17 protein-coding genes and 1 pseudogene are annotated in these 21,156 nt (G+C 41.1%); 8 read left to right on the forward strand and 10 right to left on the reverse strand.

The features are described 5' to 3' along the window. Nucleotides 1–301 precede the first annotated feature (301 nt). Complete coding sequence (locus tag AN395_RS19540; protein WP_200910454.1) at nt 302–442, reverse strand: hypothetical protein; 141 nt, start codon at nt 440–442, stop codon at nt 302–304. Nucleotides 443–769: 327 nt separating this feature from the next. On the opposite strand from AN395_RS19540, the gene AN395_RS16765 reads away from it, so the two are divergent. Further along, nucleotides 770–1,642 carry a diacylglycerol kinase family protein gene (locus AN395_RS16765; protein ID WP_054983687.1) on the forward strand — a complete coding sequence of 291 codons (873 nt, stop codon included), beginning with the start codon at nt 770–772 and terminating at the stop codon, nt 1,640–1,642. Between the two features lie 36 nt (nt 1,643–1,678). Here the strand turns inward: AN395_RS16765 and AN395_RS16770 are convergent, their stop codons facing one another. Continuing rightward, a complete protein-coding gene (locus AN395_RS16770; protein ID WP_054983688.1) occupies nt 1,679–2,608 on the reverse strand; it encodes a DMT family transporter in 930 nt (309 codons plus the stop codon). Between the two features lie 105 nt (nt 2,609–2,713). On the opposite strand from AN395_RS16770, the gene AN395_RS16775 reads away from it, so the two are divergent. Next, nucleotides 2,714–4,156 carry a PLP-dependent aminotransferase family protein gene (locus tag AN395_RS16775; protein WP_054983689.1) on the forward strand — a complete coding sequence of 481 codons (1,443 nt, stop codon included), beginning with the start codon at nt 2,714–2,716 and terminating at the stop codon, nt 4,154–4,156. A 58-nt stretch (nt 4,157–4,214) separates the two neighbouring features. On the opposite strand, the gene AN395_RS16780 is transcribed toward AN395_RS16775, so the two are convergent. Further along, entirely contained in the window at nt 4,215–5,009 is a 795-nt protein-coding gene (locus tag AN395_RS16780) for a YggN family protein (RefSeq protein ID WP_054983690.1), read from the reverse strand. A 381-nt stretch (nt 5,010–5,390) separates the two neighbouring features. On the opposite strand from AN395_RS16780, the gene AN395_RS16785 reads away from it, so the two are divergent. After that, entirely contained in the window at nt 5,391–5,576 is a 186-nt protein-coding gene (locus AN395_RS16785) for a PA3496 family putative envelope integrity protein (RefSeq protein WP_004589020.1), read from the forward strand. Nucleotides 5,577–5,684: 108 nt separating this feature from the next. On the opposite strand, the gene AN395_RS16790 is transcribed toward AN395_RS16785, so the two are convergent. The 3 genes and pseudogenes from AN395_RS16790 to AN395_RS16800 all read right to left on the reverse strand — a co-directional run bounded on the left by AN395_RS16790 (nt 5,685) and on the right by AN395_RS16800 (nt 7,637). Continuing rightward, nucleotides 5,685–6,179 carry a glutathione peroxidase gene (locus AN395_RS16790; RefSeq protein WP_054983691.1) on the reverse strand — a complete coding sequence of 165 codons (495 nt, stop codon included), beginning with the start codon at nt 6,177–6,179 and terminating at the stop codon, nt 5,685–5,687. Between the two features lie 458 nt (nt 6,180–6,637). Continuing rightward, nucleotides 6,638–6,937 (reverse strand): AzlD domain-containing protein, encoded by a 300-nt coding sequence (locus AN395_RS16795; RefSeq protein ID WP_004589018.1) that lies wholly within the window; start codon nt 6,935–6,937, stop codon nt 6,638–6,640. Continuing rightward, nucleotides 6,934–7,637, reverse strand: a pseudogene (locus AN395_RS16800) (AzlC family ABC transporter permease). The gene AN395_RS16795 and the pseudogene AN395_RS16800 overlap by 4 nt, the downstream one beginning before the upstream one ends. Before the next feature lie 149 nt (nt 7,638–7,786). Here AN395_RS16800 and AN395_RS16805 point away from each other — a divergent pair. After that, on the forward strand, nt 7,787–8,449 hold the full coding sequence (locus AN395_RS16805; RefSeq protein WP_024032102.1) for a cytochrome b/b6 domain-containing protein: 663 nt from the start codon (nt 7,787–7,789) through the stop codon (nt 8,447–8,449). A 64-nt stretch (nt 8,450–8,513) separates the two neighbouring features. On the opposite strand, the gene AN395_RS16810 is transcribed toward AN395_RS16805, so the two are convergent. Then, on the reverse strand, nt 8,514–8,966 hold the full coding sequence (locus tag AN395_RS16810) for a cytochrome c (protein WP_054983692.1): 453 nt from the start codon (nt 8,964–8,966) through the stop codon (nt 8,514–8,516). 214 nt (nt 8,967–9,180) lie between these two features. Between AN395_RS16810 and AN395_RS16815 the strand changes: the two genes are divergently transcribed. Further along, nucleotides 9,181–11,514: a S8 family serine peptidase gene (locus AN395_RS16815; protein ID WP_054983693.1), complete on the forward strand. Its 2,334-nt coding sequence runs from the start codon at nt 9,181–9,183 to the stop codon at nt 11,512–11,514. An 11-nt stretch (nt 11,515–11,525) separates the two neighbouring features. After that, the gene (locus AN395_RS16820) at nt 11,526–12,059 is read left to right on the forward strand and encodes a S8 family serine peptidase (RefSeq protein WP_024032099.1); all 534 of its coding nucleotides are present in this window, start codon (nt 11,526–11,528) and stop codon (nt 12,057–12,059) included. A gap of 50 nt (nt 12,060–12,109) precedes the next feature. On the opposite strand, the gene AN395_RS16825 is transcribed toward AN395_RS16820, so the two are convergent. Continuing rightward, a complete protein-coding gene (locus tag AN395_RS16825) occupies nt 12,110–12,574 on the reverse strand; it encodes a DUF2721 domain-containing protein (RefSeq protein WP_004589012.1) in 465 nt (154 codons plus the stop codon). 238 nt (nt 12,575–12,812) lie between these two features. On the opposite strand from AN395_RS16825, the gene AN395_RS16830 reads away from it, so the two are divergent. Together AN395_RS16830 and AN395_RS16835 are read left to right on the forward strand one after the other, a co-directional pair. After that, a complete protein-coding gene (locus AN395_RS16830; protein WP_054983694.1) occupies nt 12,813–16,520 on the forward strand; it encodes a S8 family serine peptidase in 3,708 nt (1,235 codons plus the stop codon). Between the two features lie 133 nt (nt 16,521–16,653). Then, nucleotides 16,654–18,840 (forward strand): S9 family peptidase, encoded by a 2,187-nt coding sequence (locus AN395_RS16835; protein ID WP_054983695.1) that lies wholly within the window; start codon nt 16,654–16,656, stop codon nt 18,838–18,840. Between the two features lie 42 nt (nt 18,841–18,882). Here AN395_RS16835 and AN395_RS16840 read toward each other — a convergent pair whose 3' ends face one another. Beyond that, nucleotides 18,883–20,367, reverse strand: coding sequence for a cell wall metabolism sensor histidine kinase WalK (locus AN395_RS16840; protein WP_054983696.1), 1,485 nt, complete (start codon nt 20,365–20,367; stop codon nt 18,883–18,885). Nucleotides 20,368–20,377: 10 nt separating this feature from the next. After that, a complete protein-coding gene (locus AN395_RS16845; RefSeq protein WP_054983697.1) occupies nt 20,378–21,103 on the reverse strand; it encodes a response regulator transcription factor in 726 nt (241 codons plus the stop codon). Between the last annotated feature and the right edge of the window lie 53 nt (nt 21,104–21,156).

The following is a 21,156-nucleotide window of genomic DNA, read 5'->3' on the forward strand; positions in this document are numbered from 1 at the left end:
ATAGGGATTTGAACCCTAGATAGGCTACAAACCTATGCCGGTTTTCAAGACCGGTGCATTCGACCACTCTGCCATCTCTCCGTGACGCAGAATAATACTTAGGTGATACCGTCGTGTAAATAGCAAATAAACTGTTTGCTTAAAAAGTAGGCGTAATTACGGTTTTTTTTGTAAATAGAGGGAAATTAGAAGGATTTAAACTAAAAATTAAAGGGTGGCAGCAAACTAAGGGAGCTAAAGAAGCGCTTTCAATAGTGGTTAGTTGTTTGCTGCCCCTGCTTAATAATCATAACAAGGTTGATTATTTGTATTGCGCGGCGCTGTTTAATGATAACTTTTTGCCCATACGGTTTAATTTAGCAAGCATTTTAGCTTTACGGTTAGTTGGTTTTACGCCAACGTGGGCTGCTGCATTTTGGTTTAGGGTGTTTATTGGGTTCATGTCTTTGCTCCAAGGTGTATGTGTTTAAATCGCGAGCATTTTGACTCTTTTTTGTTTAAAAATACAACAATATAAACTAAGGCTTGGCTATTAGTTATTTTTATCTGAATTTGCATTGTTTTGTTTTTAATTAAAACTACTAAGTGCCCATTTTGCATAGTTATTTAACTGGGGGAACTAGGTTTTTATTTGTTTTATAAGTGTTTTTTGTGTTTGTTAATGTTTTTAGTAAATTTTTACGCACTTTTGTGATTAATTATTCAGATAAATTAATTTTAACTTAATTCTTATTTATGCTGGTGTACTGGCTAATAGGAGATAAATTACTTGCAGTTGTTAATAATAGTTAAACCGAGCGTAAAAAGTGTGGTGTTAGATCACCTCGATTGGCTTAAAAAAACATGCCAGAAGAAAAATATTCTCTATATTACGGTTAAAACGACAGGTAATTTTGAGTACGACTTAGCAAACGTTAAATTGAATGCACAAAAAAGCCAAATAGCTGTGGCTATTGGAGGCGATGGCACGCTTAATTTGGCACTTAATGGCGTGATTAACAGTGCATGTAGTTTGGCAATATTACCTTGTGGTACGGGCAACGATTTTGCGCGTCGCTTTCATTGCACAGCTAAACAGTGGCAAAACGCTATTTTTAATGCCCCCACACACTTAATTGATGTAGGTAAAATTAATACTCGTTACTTTATTAATGTGGCTGGTGTTGGTTTTGATGCTCATGTAATTAAGCAGTTGGGTCATTTACAAAGCATGTCAGCTTGGCGCTATAAGTGGACGAGTTTTAAATCGCTCTTTACTTACAAAGCAAGCACACTAAATGGAGCATTTTTAAATAAGCAATGTAGCTATCAAAATTTAATAACTGTATTTGCGAACTCTCAGTATTTTGGTGGCGGCATTAAAATAGCACCTAGGGCTAAAATTGATGATGGACTGCTTGATTGCTACCAAATGCAAGCGGGTAGTCTTGTTGATCACTTATATAGCTTTATTAAATTAATTTTTAAGCGCCACCATAATTTAAAAAAGCTTACTTATAGCCAACTCAAACAGGCGCGTATTAATACTAAAAACTTATTAATTGAGGCCGATGGCGAGCTAGTAGGTGTTACGCCCGCGGTTATTGCTATTCATGAGCAGGCTATTAATTTTCATATACCAATAAAAAAGCGCCTACAGTAGGGTAGGCGCTTTTGTGTTAGTGCGTTAAAAACGCCTCTAACTGGGGACGGAGCCATTTTTAGCAACGCTGCGGCTTGCTAAAAAGGCGTTAATTCTTTTTGTGGGGGTAAGTACAATTGCATTACCCAGTAGTACTAAACTAAAGCCGGCAAAGGTGTTTGCATGCCATTCAAAGCCTTCAAAAAAGCTGCTTAATGCAACGGCCACTAGCGGAAACAGCACTATGGCGTAGCTTGCTTTTTCGGGGCCAATGTTTTTTAACAAGGCAAAATAGCAGCCAAACGCAATCACAGTGCCAAAAACAGATAAATACAATAGCGACAACCAATAGCTGGTAGGGGCACTAAAACTGACCGTTATACCATTTATTAATACATAAACGGCTAAACCTACTGCGCTATATAACATGCCCCATGCGTTACCCTGCAGCACACCTATTTGACGATTAGAATTACGTACACTAATCATATTGCCCAATGAAGCCACAAAGGTACCCCCAAGGGCAAGTAGTAACCCGACCAACGCCCCATTACTCAAGTCGAATTGCTGTAAATGCGGCCAAAACAGACAAATAATACCCACCATGCCGATTAGCGCGCCGCAGTAAATACGTTTGGCAATGGGCTTTGCAAAAAATAAACGGGTGTTGACTATGTTCATTATTAGCAACATTGAAAATGCAATAGAGGCCATTGCCGATGAGAGGTAGTTTTGTGCCCAATACAAAAGCAAATAATTTAAGCCAAAGTTAGAAATGGCCAATAAAGCAAAAAAGCCATGATCGACTAACGAAAATCGCATATTAGGCTTTTTGTAGGCCACAAATAGCCACATACATGCAGCTGCTATGGCAAAGCGATAAAACAAAGAAAGCTCCACAGCAATATCGCCTAGCTGAAACGAAATCGCGAGCCACGTAGAGCCCCAAATTAACACTGTTGTGAGATATAGCGCTGCGCTTTTCATGGCAAACCTCTAAAAAACCGATTGAGTGGTTATTTTAGAGTCTATCTGTATACTTACCATATACAGAAAAGTATAAATGTAACCTATACAGATTTGAGGTGAGATATGCAGCCAGCTGCCAATAAGCAAAAAGCCGAGTTTTTATACCAACAAGTTATTGAGCTAATTAAAGACATGCAAGCGCAAAAGGTATTACTACCAGGGGAAAAGCTTCCTTCGCTTCGTAAAATGGCCAGTAACTTAAATATTAGCATTCCGACGGTTAAGCAAGCGTATCAAGCGTTAGAAGATCAAGGGTTAGTAGAGGCACGTGAAAAATCGGGCTACTTTTTAACGGTGCTTAATACGGTTTACAGTTTGCCAAAGCGTGTAAAACTAAGCCGCGAGCCTGTCACTGTAAATAAACAAGCATTAATAGAGCAGGTATACAGCGCTATTCATCAACCTAATGTAATTGCCTTTGGTATTGCCAATCCCGTTGCTGCAGCGCCTACCGATAAAGCTTTAGCCCGTACCATGCGCCGGGTTATGACAATTGCTGGGGCGAGTGTTATTAATTATGGCCCTATTGATGGTTTTGCTGCGCTTAAAAAGCAATTAGTGCATAGATACTTAGGCTTTGGTATTGGTGTAAATATAGATGAACTGGTGATCACCAATGGCGCGCAAGAGGCGCTGGCTATTGCACTTAAGTGTGTTACTAAGCCCGGCGATGTGGTTGCAATTGAAACCCCGTGTTATCACGGTATTATTGAACTAATAGAGAGCTTAGGATTAAAGGCGCTTGAAATTCCGCTCTGCCCCGACAATGGTATTTGGCTTAACGACTTAGCTCAAGCGCTTGAACAACATGATATAAAAGCATGCTTGTTTTCGACCGCAATAAATAACCCGGTTGGCAGCTTTATGAGCGATGAAAGCCGCATGCAAATGGTGGACTTAATAGAGTCACATAATGTTGTTCTTATAGAAGATGATGTGTACGGTGATCTGCACTTTACTGCCAAGCGTGGCACGCCCGCTTTAGCGTATTCAAAAAAGGGGCTTGTGATCAGTTGCGCCTCGTTTTCAAAAACGGCTGCACCAAGTTATCGAGTAGGTTGGTTAATAGCAGGCAAGTTTGCTGGACAAGCGCGCCGCCATAAGCGTGCATTAAGTTGCTCTGCCTCACTAATAAATCAGTGGACGCTTTCTGAGTTTATTGCCAGTGGTGAGTATGACCGTAATTTAAAAGTACTTAGGCAGCGCTTACGTAATAACAAAGAGCGCATGCGGTGGTGCTTATTAAACGCGATGCCTAAAAATACGCGTATTAGTGACCCTAAAGGTGGGTGTGTTATTTGGCTTGATTTAGGCCAAGGGGTAGACAGTCAAAAGTTATTTTTACTGGCGCTAGAGGCTGGTATTAGCATAACCCCTGGACTTATTTTTTCAGCAAGTAATAAGTATAAAAGCTGTATTAGGCTAAGTTATGGGGTGCAGTGGAGCGAAAAAATAGAGCAGGCTATTACCACGTTAGGTGCGCTGGCTCACACGCTAAAAGAATAAAAAAGCAGCACCTAATATACAAGTGCTGCTAAAGGGATGTTAAATACGGTGCGGTGTATTAATTTTGTTTAATGGTAAATAACTCGTAGCCTTTTAGCTGCGGTAACTGCGCTACTAATTGCTCTTCTTGCTGTGCTATGTTGGCAAAGCTGTCGCATAAAGAGTTGGCACGCTTTTCAAGCGCACTGGCATGCAGCTCTACTTTTTCTTCTATTTGCGCGCCCATATTTTCCATGCGTTGCTCAAATGCATCCATATCTCCACCCGAACCAAGCAGCTCAGAGCCTAAAGCAACTAAAATACTGCCCATTGATTGCATAACGGCAGACTCAACCACGGTTTCTATTTGCTCCTCAAATTGGTGTTCAAAGTTTTCACCAAATTGATTAAAGCTTTGTTGGCCCATTACAAACGTACCTTGTTGATAAAAGGTGTTTTCTACTTCAAGTCTTATATCGTCCATCAGGCCAGATAAGTCATCAAGGCCATCAATATTAAATGCGTTGGCTACTTCCTCTAATGCTACACCGGCTATTTTCACTCCGTCTAGGGCAATATTAGCGACCTCAGGTAGCTGCGTACGTAAGTTGTCAGAATACTGGGTAAGCGCTTGGCGTTGCTCGCTGTTAATGGATATTTGTTCGCCATTTATAGTTAAGTTGCCATTGCTGTTAAAGCGCATGAATTGATTAGATGCGGTAAAAATTTCTAATTCGCTAGGTTTAATGCGTACATCGTTTTTAAACTCTACATTACACTGCTCATTGCTAAACGAAATGCCCGCATTGTTATCGTTATGTGCCATTGCAGCGGGTGTACAAATTAAAGCGCTTACTAATAGTAAATTTTTCATGTTTATTCTCTAATAATTGTTGATGACAGCTAAGTACTAACAAGTTTGGTGCCATTATTTATTTTTATTTTAAAACAGTAGGTTATGAAATTTGTGTGTTTTTAATGATTTTTAATTTTGATAAATAAACTACTTTTTAGTCAAAAACACTAAAAATAAATAAATGATAAATTTTATTTGTCGAAACGATAAAAAACTCTCACTTTCCACTTTCTTAATTTAGCGCTATTTATTCACAATATTGACATGAAGGCTATTTACGATAGTCACGTGGCTTTATTTTGGTGCTAATTTGTTCGTATTTTAGCGCTAAACATTTTTTTAATTTACCAAGTGCAGGAATAAACCTGAGTTGGTCTCAAACACTTTATGGAGTGGGTTGTGGGTAAGACATTTAGTTACGATGCGCTAGATGATGATTTTGTTGAAGACGAGTACGAAATGGTCGGGCGTAATCAGCATGACAAAAAAAAGCAAAAGGTGAAAAAGAAGTTGGAAGATTACCTTGAGCAAAAACGTTTGCGTAAAAATCTAGGTGAAGACGACTTAAACGATTACATAGACTAAATTGTGCTAGTTAAAATAATGCGCCTTTTTATTAGGGTTTGAATGTGCGTTTACGCATGTTTAAAGGCTAAATATTGGCAATAAAGAGGCTTTATGCCTCTTTATTACTTATTGTGTACTTAATTTAGCGAGTGCTTGTTGAATAGTGGTTTCTAGCTTTTCTGGTTTTGTAAAAGGCGCATAGCGCTTGATAGGTGTGCCATCGGACGCTATCAAAAACTTGGTGAAGTTCCACTTTATTTTGCGTGTTAAAAAGCCGGGTAAGGCCGATTTTAAATACCTAAATACAGGGTGGGCGTGACGACCGTTTACATCCACTTTAGCGGCCATTAAAAAGCTTACCCCGTAATTGATTAAACAACCTTGTTGTATTTGCGTTGCGTCGCCTGGCTCTTGCTGACCAAATTGATTACATGGAAAACCAATAATAACCAATCCGCTTTTCGCGTACTTACTATGAAGAGTTTGTAGCGACTCGTACTGCTTAGTAAAACCACACTCACTTGCGGTATTAACAATAAGCACAACCTTGCCTTCAAAGTCGCTAAAATTAATTGTTTTACCGTCTAACGCAGTAGCCGTTAATTGATGAAATTCATGCATGATGGATGCTTTTTTATTGTTGTTAGCTACATTCTACCTGCTGTAGCGCGTTACTAAAAGTATAAAATTTAGGCTTGTTAATACCGCGCTTAACTATGCGCTAATGGGTTGGCTGTTATTTAGGGCGTGTTGAACTTTGCGGATTGAAATTTGTTCAACCTAGGGGCGATCAAATCGCGGCGCGAGGTTTGTAACCTAGTGGGCTAAGTAAAAACCGAGCAACAAAGAGTTTATCGCCCCTAGGCAGAACCCAAAGGGCAGCGCATGTTTGGCATTTATGCTACGTTATCGCCTATTTATGGGGAATAACCACACTTCACAGGCTCTGCCTTGCCTAAAAACCAAACATACTGCTGCAAATTCAAACGCCAAAGGTCAACACGCCTTAATNATAGGCTCTGCCTTGCCTAAAAACCAAACATACTGCTGCAAATTCAAACGCCAAAGGTCAACACGCCCTAGTTTAAAATTAAAAATAACCCCATACTGGCAAGCGTTGTGTAATAAATATTATGTGTTTTATAGGCAACAATAATGGCAACGATGGCTGCGCTTAAATAAGGGTTGTGCCAGTTTAGGTTGAGCCCGTCTTCATTTATAAAAATAATGGGTACCCAAATAGCGGTTAGTACAGCGGGTGCGCTAAAGCTTAAAAACTGCTGCATTTTAGGGCCCACTTTAAAACCAAGGCGTTGATGTAAAAATAAGTAACGAGTAAAAAAGGTAATACACGCCATTAATAATATAGTGAGCATCATAATGGGCTGTCCTTTTTTTGTGTAAGCCTTGCAGTAAAGTAGCCTGCACTCATTGCAAGTAGAGCAGCACAAACCAACCACAACTCAAACCCCGTGCTTTTTAAAACTGTGGCGCTAATACCCGCAACAATCACAGTAACCAGCGAGGCTAAATTTTTATGCCCGGTACCACAAGCGCAATAAATGTAGCTGCAATAGCAAAGTCGAGCCCTAAATTTGTTAAATCAGGGAGCACACTTCCTGCAACTATGCCTATGAGCGTCCAAAGGTTCCATGCAATATAAAAACTAAAACCCGCGCTTAAAGCGTATATTAGGCGCGCTTTTGTTTTATAGGCTTTGCGGTGATGCGAAAAGGCAAACAGCTCGTCGGTTAGTACAAAACTTATTGGTAAGCGCCACCGAAATGGCTGTGAAATAACTTTATGGCGTACGGCTAAACCGTATAAAAAATGCCGAGAGCTAATAATAAATGTGGTAAATAAAATAGTCAGTAAAGGGGTGTTACCGGCCATTAGTTCAATTGCAACTAATTGTGCAGAACCCGCGAATACAAGTAATGACATTGCTTGTGTTTCAAAGGCACTAAAGCCATTTTGAATCGCTAAAGAGCCACATAATATTCCCCAAGGAACGACCGCCAGGCAAAGCGGGAGCATATCAAAAAAACCTTTTAATACTGCGCGTTTAGTTATATTCATTAATACAAGTAAGTAATAAGTTTGTGCGTTTAGTGTGCCATAAATAGCGCTTTATGTAATATCATTAATGCAGCGGTAGTAAAACTTTGGAATAATGGCTTTAGTATCAAAATAATGTGCCAGAGCCTGGCAACAAGTTGAGGATTTATATGCAAAGTATAAAAGTATGGGATGGCTTTATAAGAAGCTTTCATTGGTTATTAGTGATTAATATTGCTGTGCTTTACTTTAGCATTGACGAGGGCATGATTGAGCTTCATTTTGTGGCTGGCTTTTTCGCAATCGCATTAATAGTGACCCGTTTAGTTTGGGGGCTGGTGGGCAGTAAAACGGCAAAGTTAAGCGCGTTACTGCACTCGCCAATAGCAGTATTTAAAGAGTTTAAAAACCCCATTAAAGGGGTGGGTCATTCGGCGCCAGGTAGCTACATGGTTTTGTTGTTTTTTGTACTTATAATAGTGCAGTTAGTGACCGGGCTAATGAGCAGTGATGGCATTTTGACTGATGGGCCTTTGGTTGAGTATGTGTCGAGCTCAACAGTTGATTTTGCAAATTGGCTGCACCGCCTTAATTTCGATATTTTATTTTATGCCATTTGCCTGCATGTTACAGCCATTGTTGTGTATAAAATAAAAGGAAAACCACTTGTCAAAGCAATGATCACCGGTAAACAGGCTAACAGCGAGCAAGCCACTCAAACTAATATAGATAACACGAAAGCTCCTTGGTTGGCGTGGGCTATTTTTGTTGGATTGTTAGTGCTACTGGCTGTTACGTGGGGCAAAGAACCACTTAGTTATTTGCTAAGTTAATAGCTAACAAAAAAACAAAACGGCGCATAAAGCGCCGTTTTAGTGTACATTGTTTTAATTGTAATTAGTCTTTAAATTGCTTGTGGCAATCTTTACAGCCTTTGGCCCATGCGCCAAATGCTTTACCAATTACCGCCTTATCGCCAGATTGAGCTGCTAAAGCTAGCTTATCTGCATTGGCAGCAAAGGCATTGGCTTTTTTAACAAAGGTTGCATTATCAGACCATACATCAGCTAATGCTGCTGTATCACCTTCATCAGTGCCTTCGTAAAACGCTTCCCATGGCATTTTAGAAAGGGCCGCTGCGTTATTAGCGCGCATTTTAAATTGCTCTGCATCAAAAGGAATTTTACCTTTTAGCATTGCGCCCATATCGCTAATTTGCACTGAAATCATAGAAAACGCAGCTTGTCGGTATTCAATAGCATCACTTGGCTCTTTAAATGCAGTATTTGCAGATACGCTAAGTGTACATGTTGCTAAAGCAACCCCTGCTAAAAATTGTTTTAATTTCATGTTTTGCCCCTGTAAGAAATTATATCTACTAATTAGACATCTTGAATCGATTACTTATTTTATTCAAGTGAAACTTTAATGTCCCATAGCTTGTTTTCTGAATATATCATTACAGCTTGTCAGTTTATTGTTAACGACTGTAAACAGCGCGTTGTTATTAAGTGCCCTGTTGTGTACCTTGAGTCATCATAAAAATAATTAACGAAGGAAGTTTATGAAGCATAATATTTTTAAAATGTCGGCACTTTCTGCCGCAGTAGTTATGACCCTTGCAGGGTGTGGTGGCAGCGACAATGACAATAATAGCCAAGTTGCTGTAGTAACTGATGTTGCACCAAAAGCAAGCGATGTAGCCGTTGCCGGTTTAAAGCAATGGGTACCTGTAACTGCTGAGTTTAATGCAAGTGATAACGATGGCGATACACTTAGTTATACATTTACTGAAAATGGTGAAGCGGTTGAAGCGCAAGATGGCGTATATACTTTTAGCCATGGCTTACTAACAGTTGAAGGCGATACCTTTACTTACGTTCCTGTTTCAGGCGAAGACGCGGTAATTGATTACACCGCTAATGCAAATGGCAAATCGGCGTCTGCGCAATTAACGATTAGTGATATTGCGTCAGATCCTTTGGCTAATCAGCAATGGCACCTGCGTAACACAGGTCAAAAGTCGTACGCTCTAAGTGATGAAATGAAGCAAGGCCTAATTGATTTATATGTCAACCAATTAGGTTACAGCGAAGAAGAAGCGCAAACTATTTTTGACGAGGATTTTGCTGAATCAGAAGCAGAAGAATTGGTTGCTGGCGAAGATATGAACGTAGCAGCTGCGTACACTCAAGGTGTTACAGGTGCTGGCGTAACGGCCGTTGTTGTTGACTCTGGTATGGAAATTCGCCACGAAGACTTAGTTGATAACGTGTTACCAAATCGTTCTTTAAATTTAGATGCAGATACACTTGACCGTACCGATCCTACTAGCCTGTCAAATAGCGGCGACCACGGTACCAGTGTTGCAGGCTTAATTGCAGCGAAAGGCTGGAATGGTAAGGGCGGGCGCGGTGTTGCACCAGATGCTGGTCTAATTGGCATGAACTACCTAGGTGGCGATAAAATTGAGCAAACTGATTTACTGGCGCATGGTTTCCCAGGTAGCGGTATTAGCACATCAGAAAATATTTCTGCGTTTAACCGCAGCTACGGTATTACCTTCCCAACGTTTATTGGCTACTCAGAGCTAGATGAAGCTATCGAGTCATACCCTAACCTTAACCTTCGTGATGGTAAAGGTGCCCTAAACATGAAATCGAGCGGTAACTCGTTTGTTGATGGTAGCGGTGAAGGGTCATTATGTGCAGATAACGGCGCAAATGAGCTAGGTCTTACTTGTTATAACGGCGCGTTTGAGCCAAGCCAAGGTCATCCATATTACTTAAGCGTTGCAGCTGTAAATGCTGATGGTACGCATACAAGCTACTCAAGCGGTGGTGCTAACTTAATGGTTTCAGCCCCTGCGGGTGAATACGGGCGCTGGGCACCTGCCATGGTAACAACTGACCAGATGACCTGTATTAACGGGTACTCAGGCTTTAATGGTAGCTCGATTACGGCATGGGCTGCAGCATATGGCGAAGACTTTGCGGCATCGCAATACTCATTCAACTACCCAGGCCATGAAGATAACGCTAGCTGTAACTATACCTCTACGTTTAATGGTACTTCTTCGGCAGCACCTAATGCGTCAGGTGTAGTATCACTGATTTTATCAGCTAATTCAGAGCTAACATGGCGTGATGTTCGTCATATCTTAGCTACTACAAGCACAGTCAACGATGCAGAAGATGAAGTTGTAACGCTAAGCGTTGGTGAAGGTGAATTTGTAGCGCATGACGGCTGGGTTGAAAATGCAGCAGGTTATAACTTTAATAACTTATACGGTTTTGGACGTGTAGATGCTGGTGCTGCAGTTGCGATGGCAAAAGAGTACGATGTAGCATTAGGTGAGCAAGTTATTACAGATTGGAGTGGTGTTGGCTCTGTTGTTGAAGAAGAGGCCCTTACGCTAGAAATCCCAGATAACAGTGCCGCGGGTGTTACACAGCAAATCACTGTTGAAGAAGAGCTAAACATTGAAGCAATGCAGTTTAAGTTTGATGTGAGCAATACTGAAATGGGCTTTGGTTTAGCGGATGGTACGCAAACATCTGCTGGTACCGATTTAGCAATTGAAGTGACGTCTCCATCAGGCACACGCAGTGTATTACTAGCGTCTAAGCAAGCTCTATTTTACCCAGCTTATAGCTTTACTAACGGTTGGAACACTGGCTATGTTTTAAAAGATGCGGTACTACTGTCTAATGCTTTCTATGGCGAGACAACAAAAGGTACTTGGACTATTCGTGTTCTTGATGCTGCAGCAGATAGCTTTGCATTCAGCGATGGCGGGGATAACGGACTTGGTGCCGTAGGTATTTCAAATAACCGTGCCGCAAGCGTTTTAGAAGGCGTTTCGTTGAGAGCATTTGGTCACGCAGGTCAAGAGTAAGGAATATAGATATGAAAATGAATAAATTAGTTATTTTAGGTGCTGCTGCGTGTATTTCTCTAAGTGCAACAGCGAGTTCAGTAGCAGATAAAGAGCTGCAACTTCCAAAAAAGCCGGTAAATAGTGTGAAATACAGCAAAACCGACTTTGGCTCTTACGTTGTAGAAAAAAACTTACGTTTAGTACCAACAAGTGTTGCTGCTGATGAGTATGTTGTTTCTACTAAAGGTGAGATGGCGGTTGTTGAGTCTTCTGAGGCTTCATCGTTAGTAACAAAAGGTACACTGGTACGTAATGTCCTAACAAACAACTTAACGTCGCTTTCTGGCAATATTACTGTTTTGCTTAAAGATGGCATGAACGCAACAGAGGTAGCTCAGCTGTCTGGCTTAAAGGTAGTGTCTGTTTTCCCAGGTACTAAAATAGCGGTTTTAGCTGTTAATGATGGTCAAGATATTTTAGCTGCTGCAGAGCAATTAAAGTCATCTGATTATACTAAAGAAGCGCGAATTGAAGTGTTAGAGACTATTTATACTGCACAATAAAATTAAAATGTTGTGATAAAAGCCCGAGAAAATCTCGGGCTTTTTTATTGCTAATCGTTAATATCAGCAAATATCATCCCTCGGCGCATACTACGTGTGGCCAAAAATACCTCGCCAAGTAACGACATAAAACCACATATTAATAAGGCCATTGCAGCCACAAAACAGCTGGCAATTGTTACCCCTAAATTAATAGACTGAATGTGTGATAAAAACAACAGCATAACCACAGCGCATACTAGCAAGGCGCTTAGCACGCTCATACTAAAAGCAATGTGAATACATCGAGAGCGTTTTAACAGGGCTCGCAGCTCTGTGGCTAGGGTTTTATTAAAGTCTTCATCGGTGCTTACCTTGAGTTTTCGCTCAAGTTGTCGCGCACGGTCAGTAATGCGGGCTAAGCGATTAGATAAAACCCCGAGCGTGGCAGCAATACCCGTAATTAAAAAGACAGGGGCGACGGCAGTCTGAATTACTTTAGCCATGGTTAAAATATTTATAACGTCGTTACTCATTCATTTTCCATAGAGAAGTTAGGTTTTGTTTACAGTGATTTACAAATCACAGAAATGGAAAAACTTATTTAAAATTAGTTTGTTGTGATGTTTTTGCGATGCTATTTCTGCAGTTTTGTAATCCACTTGTAATTGAGTTGTTGCTAGCCTGAGGGCTGTAGTTCTATATTAAAATCACAATTCTAATCACATTGAATTGAGTAAATACAATAATATAAAACTCACTCCAGGGGAAATAATGTCTAATATAACACTGAAAAGAACCGCTATTTCATCAGCTATAGGTTTAGCTATGATGTCATACGGTGCAGCCGCCGCACCTGATTTATCTAAAGGATATGTCCCAGAAACATCAAGTGTAAAAACATACTCTCAAGATAAAACCATTTCTACTAAAGCACGCTATATTATCCAGCTTGAAGACGAGCCGCTAGCAACCTACAAAGGCGGCATTGCAGGGCTTGAAGCAACCTCTGCAGCAGTAACTGGGGATAGTAAAGTTAATCTATCTTCAGCACCTGCGTTAAAGTACAGCAGCTACTTAAAAGCAAAACAAAAAAGTGTAGCGCAAGTAGCCGCATCTGTTAGCGGTGGCTCGGTTTCACATTCATTTAGTACGTTATTCAACGGTATCGTGGTAGAAGGTGAGCAAGGTCAACGTGAAAAGCTCGCTAAACTTGCGGGTGTAAAAAAAGTATTTTTAGATACTGAGTACCATACATTAATGGATGCTTCTATTGATGTGATTAGAGGCGTTGAGGCATGGCAGGCGCTTGGTGGTCAATCTGAAGCTGGTAAAGGCGTTAAAGTTGCTATTATTGACTCGGGTATTCGCCCAGAAAACCCTATGTTTTCAGATGTGGGTTTTGCAGCTGCAGAGTTTAGTGAAGAAGAAGCGGCTTACATCGCAGAAAACCCCGATTACTGTCGTATAGAGGGTGGTGAAGCCGATTTTTGTAATAATAAATTAATAGTGGCGCGTGCATTTGGCCCAACACCAAGTGATGTTCACCCTGATGAATATATTGGTTCTCCACTCGGTTACGACGGTCACGGAACGCATGTTGCTGGTACTGCTGTAGGTAACCCAATTGAAATTACTTACCAAGACAATAACGTGTCAATTTCAGGTGTTGCACCAGCGGCACAGTTAATGGCTTATAAAGCGCTTTGGCACACAGCCGATGGACGAGGCAGCGGTACTACCGTTGCACTAATGGGGGCATTAGAAGCGGCCATTAAAGATGGCGCAGACGTAATTAATAACTCGTGGGGCGGTGGTGCTGGTGGTAATCCATCAAGCAGTGCATACAGTGATTTATTCACAGCTGCAGAAGAAGCGGGTGTAGTGGTTGTAACCGCAGCAGGTAACGATGGTAACGGCGCACAAACTATTGGTTGCCCTAGCTGTATTGAGTCTGGTTTAACAGTTGCCAATACGCAAACAGGGCGTTTCTTCTCTCAACAAATTGAAGTGGCAGGCGAAACCTATTTAAGTATTGAAGGAAGCAATGGTTTATTAACAGACCCTATTTCACTTCCTATTATTTCGGCGCAAGTGATTGCTCCTGATAATTTTGAAGGGTGTGAAGAGTTTGCTGAAGATATCTCATTTGCTGACTCTGTAGCATTAATCTCTCGTGGTAGCTGTGCGTTTTCAGCCAAAGCTGAAAATGCGGCGAAAGCAGGTGCAACAGCGGTAATTATCCACAACAATGTTACTGGCGGTGCAATGGGCATGTCTATGGATGACGCCACAATTCCAGCCTCAGCGATTAGCCAAGAAGATGGTTTAAGCTTGGTTGAGCTGTTAACTGCAGCTGAAGAGCCGGTTATTGCTTCACTCGACCCTAGTGTTAAAAGAACAATTCAAGAGAAATTTACTGATGCCGTAAACTCTTCAAGTTCGCGTGGTCCTAATGGTGAGCCTAGCTTCTTAAAACCTGATATTGCAGCGCCAGGTACAGATATTTTATCTGCGTACTCGCCAGATGAAGGTAATGGTATTACCTTTAATGCGATTACAGGCACAAGTATGGCAAGCCCTCATGTTGCTGGTGCAGCAGCATTGATGAAGCAAGCTCACCCAGAGTGGAATGCGGTACAAATCAAAACGGCACTTATGAGCTCATCTAAAATGGATGGCCTACATAAAGAAGACTTAGTGACAAAAGCTGATGCATTTGATGTAGGTGCCGGTCGATTAGATATGCCTAATGCGCTAGAGGCAGCACTTACATTTGATCATGGCTCTTACGCCGATCCAAGTTGTTTAAGCGTTTGTAGCTTCTCAAATACCGTGCAAAATATGACTGATGTTGCTGGTGAGTGGACTGCAAAAGTAGTAACCGATATGCAAGGCGCTGAAATTACGGTTTCGCCTAGCACCGTTATGCTTGGCGCGCACGGTTCTACCTCTACAGACTCTGAAGGTGCAGAAACAAGCACTGACATGGCTGAATTTAACTTAGATATTGATTCAACATTTAACGATGTTAAAGGTTGGAACTTTGGCCATGTAGTGTGGACTCATACTGAGACAGGTCAAATCGCTCACTTACCATTTGCTATCTACGATAACGAAGCAACAAATAGCAGTGTGTTTAGTGCAACAGTCGATGCCGATTCTTTAAATTCTTCTACTCCTGCAAAAATAGGTGTGCAATTTAATAATACTCTGTTCACTGACGAGCTATCAGTAAATGTAAAACTTGATGAAAATGCAGAACTTCTTAAAGGTGCTGCCCCTGTTGTTGAAGTGACTAATGGTGCAGGTGAAGTAACATTAAGTGAAGACAATAAAGAACTAACTTGGACGGGCACATTAGGGCCAAAAGAATTTGCTATTAACAGCAGTGATTTCTTAGGTACCTTCTCATTGGCTGATGAAGGCATTGAACCACAAGCGTGTCCTGACGGGTGTGATGAGATAACCATTACGGTTGAAGCTGACTTTATTTTTGATGGGAAAGAGTACTCAGCATTTACTATCTCAGATAACGGCTTTATTGCTGTTGGTGCAGATGTAAATACAACTAACTCTTGGAGCCCTCAAGCAATGCCTAATGCACGTACACCTAATGGTGTTATTGCGCCGCTTTGGGCTGACTTTGATTTAGCTGGTGGCACGAGCGGTGGCGGTGATCTTTATGTGGCTAAATTTGATAGCGGCTATGTAGTTGTAGAATGGCATGACGTTGAGCTTTGGGGTAGTTCTTTAGGTGATAAGTACACGTTCCAAGTGATATTAAAAGAAGGGACTGATGAAGTTCGTATGAACTACATTGATGTGCCTGCTTTACCTGCACCTTACTCAGCGGGTGTAGAGTCTGCTGATGGCAACGTAGGTGCAATGCTGGACACAGTTCCAACGGGTAATGCTATTGGTAGTGGCTACTTAGTCGATCAAATCAAAGGCGGTGTTGTTGATATTCAATATCAAGCTTTTGCTAAAGATCGCAGCCATTACACAGCTGCAGATGCAGTAGAAGTTGATGAAGAACAAACAGTGACTATTGATGTATTAGCTAATGACATGGCTGAGTCGCGTTTTGTATTTGACGCAGTAGCTTCTTCAGAAACAGAAAACGCAGAATTCTCTGCCCATAAAGGTGTAAGAATTAAAGGCAGCTTAGTGGCATCAACTGTTGAGGTGGTTTCTGCACCTGCAAATGGCTCTACAACCGTGAATGAAGATGGCACGATTGATTATACGCCAAATGCACAGTTCTCTGGTGAAGATAGCTTTACATACACAGTGCGTGAAGCATCAGGCACTAGCGCCGAAGAAACTATGGTGTCAATCGTTGTTAACGATACCATTGCAGACCCTCAGCCAGTGACGCCAACACCAGAGCCTGAAAGCAATGGTTCATCGGGCTCACTAGCTTGGTTAACATTACTTGCTGCGCCGTTTGCATTTATGCGTCGTCGTAAACAAAAGTAATTTTATAACTAGCACGCTATTTTAAAGGGAGCCTCGGCTCCCTTTTTACATAGCTTCACAAACTAAATTACACCACGCTTTATTATTAGGTATATTTAATAGCACCAATAATAAAAACCATAGAGATTTCATAATGATTCGTTCTTCATTCACGCTAGCCGCGTTATCACTAGCTGTGCTAGCCGGGTGTGATAATGCGCCAAAAAGTACACCTTCAGATACAGCAACTACTATGCAAACACAACAAACAGAAAAACCAGTGAGCGCCGTGGCGCCAATTGCTAAAAAAGTACCTCATGAAATGACAATTCATGGCGATACGCGTATTGATGATTACTACTGGTTACGTGATGACGAGCGTAAAGCACCAGACGTTATAAGTTACTTAAATGCTGAAAACGTTTATACCGAGGCAATGCTTGCGCATACTCAAACATTGCAAGATAAGTTATTTGAAGAGTTAAAAGGGCGTATTAAAAAAGACGATGACTCGGTGCCTGTTAAAAAAGGCGACTATTTTTATTCATCGCAAACGCGTGGCGAAAACGAATACCCTACCTATGTTCGCAGTAGCGATTTTAAAGGCACTGATCAGCAAGTTATTTTAGATGTAAATGCGTTGGCCAAAGATCACGACTACTTTGCTGTAAGTGGCTTATCTGTAAGTACTAACGGAAATTTAATGGCGTATGGGGAAGACACCGTTAGCCGTAGAATTTACACCATAAAGGTAAAAGATTTAACCACAGGTCAATTACTCGAAGACACGCTTGAGGGAACAAATGGAGGCGTTATTTGGGCAAACGATAATAAAACCTTTTACTACATTAAAAAAGATGCACAAACCTTACTTGGCTATCAAGTTTTTCGCCATACGTTAGGTACACCGCAAAGCGATGATGAACTTATTTACGAAGAAGCTGATACAAGTTATTACACGGGTATTAGTAAGAGCAAAGATGGCTCAGAAATATATATTTGGCACAGCAGCACCAATGCCTCTGGTATGTCGGTACTCAGCGCAGATGATAATAAAGCAAAACCTAAGCGCTTAATTGAGCGTGAGGACGACCTAGAATACAGTATTTCAAAGCTTGGCAATACGTATTACATCGTCACTAACTTAAATGCGGTTAACTTTCAGCTTATGAAGGTGGATGTAGATAAAGCGCATGATAAAGCAAATTGGCAAACGGTAATTGCGCCGCGCGATGATATTAAGCTAGAAGGCGTTGATTTATTTAAAGACTACCTTGTATATCAAGAGCGAGAGTTGGGTCAGTCGCGCCTTATTGTTCGCCATTTATCGACAGGAGATGAGCACACGCTAAGCTTTAACGACAGTGCCTATACCATTGCAAGCTATGGCAACAACGATATAAACAGCGACAAATTACGTGTTTATTATACCAGTATGACGACACCGGTTTCGTCGTACGATATTGACCTTAAATCGGGTGATAAAACCCTACTTAAGCAGCAAGCCGTGTTAGGTGATTTTAACGCAGATAACTATGCCTCGGAGCGTATTTTTGTAGGTGCGCGCGATGGTATAAAAGTGCCGGTAAGCTTAGTGTACCGTAAAGATGCATTTAAAAAGGATGGCACAAACCCGTTGCTGCAATATGGTTATGGCTCGTACGGCGCCACCATGGACCCTACTTTTTCAAGCTCACGTTTAAGCTTATTAGACCGTGGCTTTGTGTTTGCTATAGCGCATGTGCGTGGTTCGCAAATGCTAGGACGCCCATGGTATGAAGACGGAAAGTTATTAACTAAAAAGAACACTTTTAACGACTTTGTTGATGTAACCAAATCATTAGTGGCACAAGGTTATGGCGCAAAAGACGAAATATTTGCCTACGGTGGTAGTGCTGGTGGTTTATTAATGGGCGCGGTGGTTAACCAAGCACCAGAGCTATATAAAGGGGTGGTTGCAGCAGTGCCTTTTGTTGATGTAGTCACCACCATGCTTGATGCAAGCATACCACTTACTACCAATGAGTATGGTGAGTGGGGTAACCCAAATGAAAAAGAGTATTACGATTACATGCTGTCGTACTCGCCGTATGATCAAGTCTCAAAGCAAGCGTATCCTAATATGTTAGTGACTACCGGTTTACATGACTCACAAGTTCAATACTTTGAACCGGCTAAGTGGGTTGCAAAGCTGCGTGACTATAAAACAGATGATAATAAACTGCTGTTTAAAATAGATATGGAAGCCGGCCATGGCGGGGCGTCTGGTCGCTTTAAGCGCCTAGAAGATACTGCGCTAAACTATGCATTTATGCTTGATTTAGCCGGTATTAAAAACTAACAAAATCAAAATTAAGTAATGTTCTAAAGGTATAGCCGTTGGCTATACCTTTATTTTTTGCGGCAAGTTAAAGCTAAACATAGTGCCTTTGCCCAGCTCACTTTGTACATTTATTTCACTGTCCATAAGTTTTAGTAACCCCTTACAAATAGCCAGTCCTAAGCCACCTTGTTGGCGCCCTTCGTTATTTGAATTTGAAGCCTGGTAATGCGGATTAAAAATAGCGTTTAGCTCATCATGCTTAATACCCACGCCGGTATCAGAAACCTGCACAAATAATTGCTTTTCATCAATACGCTTAACGTTTACAGCTATGCTGCCGCCTTTAGGTGTGTGCCTTATTGCATTATCAATTAAATTACTTAAAACACGCTCAAGTTTTGCAATATCGGCTACAACAGGAAAATCGCAAATTGCAGGTTCTACCGTTAAGTTAAGGCCTTTTTTCTCAGCGGTTAGAGAAAACTTAGCAATGCAATCGTAAATAAGCTCACCTAAATTAAAGGTTTCTTTGTGAATGCTTATTTCGCCGTTTTCTAAATGGGCTAATTCAAAAATTTGTTCAATAAGCTGTTTAAGCTGCGCGCAGTTATTAAGGGATACATGTAAGTATGCTTGTTGTTCTTGAGCGCTTAATTGCGACCTCGATTGGTTAAGCACCTCTAAAAACCCCTGCAAAGAGGCAAGAGGCGTACGTAAGTCGTGCGATAAATGGGTAAGTAGCTCTTTACGCTGTTTATCGCTTTGCTCAAGTGCTTTAAATTGCTCGTCAATCCGGGTAACCATGGCTTGAATGTTACGGCCTAAACTGTGCACTTCGTTACTTTTTTGGGTTGAATAGTTACTGAGCTTGGTATCGGTAAGGCTGTAATTAGCTGCTTCAATATTGCTTACATCACGGGCTAATCGCTGAATAGGATTGGTAAAAAAGCGCAGTAAAATAAGCATCGCAATCAGTAAAAATGCAAGTGCAGCTCCAAGCCATAATGCGGCAAGCCATAGTTTGTCATTATTTTTAATTGTGTTTAAAGAGGTATCGTAAGCTTCACCGCCAATAATTACATACAAGTACCCTTGCAGCTTATCGTTATTAAAAACAGGCGCTACAGAGAATATTTTTTGCTGCGCTTTATTTCTTGGATCATCACCATAAATTGGCGCTGCAGCTGGGTTGTTAATCAGCTTTTTTAAAGGGGCTAAATTAATATGAGTGCGTTTAACTTTACCAGGCTTTGCTGAGTAAGTGAGGATTTTTCCGTTTTCATCTACAAAATAAAACTCAAATGCGGGGCCTAATAACATTAAGGTATGAAATAGGTTTTCTAGGGCTGCGTAGTCGTATACGCCTTCTTTTATTAATGGGTTATCTTGTACTAAATGCTCAGCAAGGGCTAAGTGCAGGTTTTGCTCGCCATGATGTTTTGAGGTGAGCTCTAGTTGTTTACTCCAGCTGTAAACGAGTGCACAAATAAAGCAAAATATAACCACCAACGACACCGCTAATTTTTGATACAAAGATAGGTTCATAATAAGGCTCTTAAGTAAGTTGGCTTGGGTTTAGTTTGTAGCCAACGCCCCAAACGGTTTCGATAATAGGCGCTTGATGATGTAGCTCAAGTTTGGCGCGTAGCCTATTTATATGTGAGTTAACGGTATGCTCGTACCCGCTGTGCTGATACCCCCATACTTTGTCGAGCAATTGCTGGCGGCTAAAAACATGGTTTGGGTGGCGAGCAAAATATACCAGTAAATCAAATTCAGTGGCGGTGAGGTTAAGTGCTTGTTCGTCTAAATAAACTTGATGTGAGCTAAATTCAATATTGAGTGAGCCTATATTTAGCCTTTGTTCGTTGCACGGGCTGTCGTTTTCGTTATTTTGAATCGCTAGAAGTTGTGAGCGGTGGCGTAATTGTGTTTTAACGCGGGCTTGTAATTCACGAGCAAAAAAGGGTTTGCAAATATAGTCATCAGCACCCATTTCAAGACCAATTACACGATCCATATCGCTACTGAGCGCGGTAAGTAAAATAACGGAAATGGTAGGGTAGTGCTCTTTAATTTTACGGCATAGGCTTAAGCCATCCATTTGTGGCAGGTTTATATCCAGCAAAATAAGCCCGTAAGGTTGTTTTGCTATTTTTTTAAGTGCGAGCTCAGCGCTTACAACATGGTCAACATGCAAATTTAACGCAGCAAGTTGGGTTGTTATTAATTGCCCTATTTCTCTGTCGTCTTCTACTACCAGTATTTTTTCGTGCCGCATGGTTAACCTCGTAAAAAAGGGACATCCGTGTCGCCTCACATCCCCATTACAAG

This window comes from Pseudoalteromonas sp. P1-30 (assembly GCF_001400005.1).
GTDB classification, from domain to species: Bacteria; Pseudomonadota; Gammaproteobacteria; order Enterobacterales; family Alteromonadaceae; genus Pseudoalteromonas; species Pseudoalteromonas atlantica.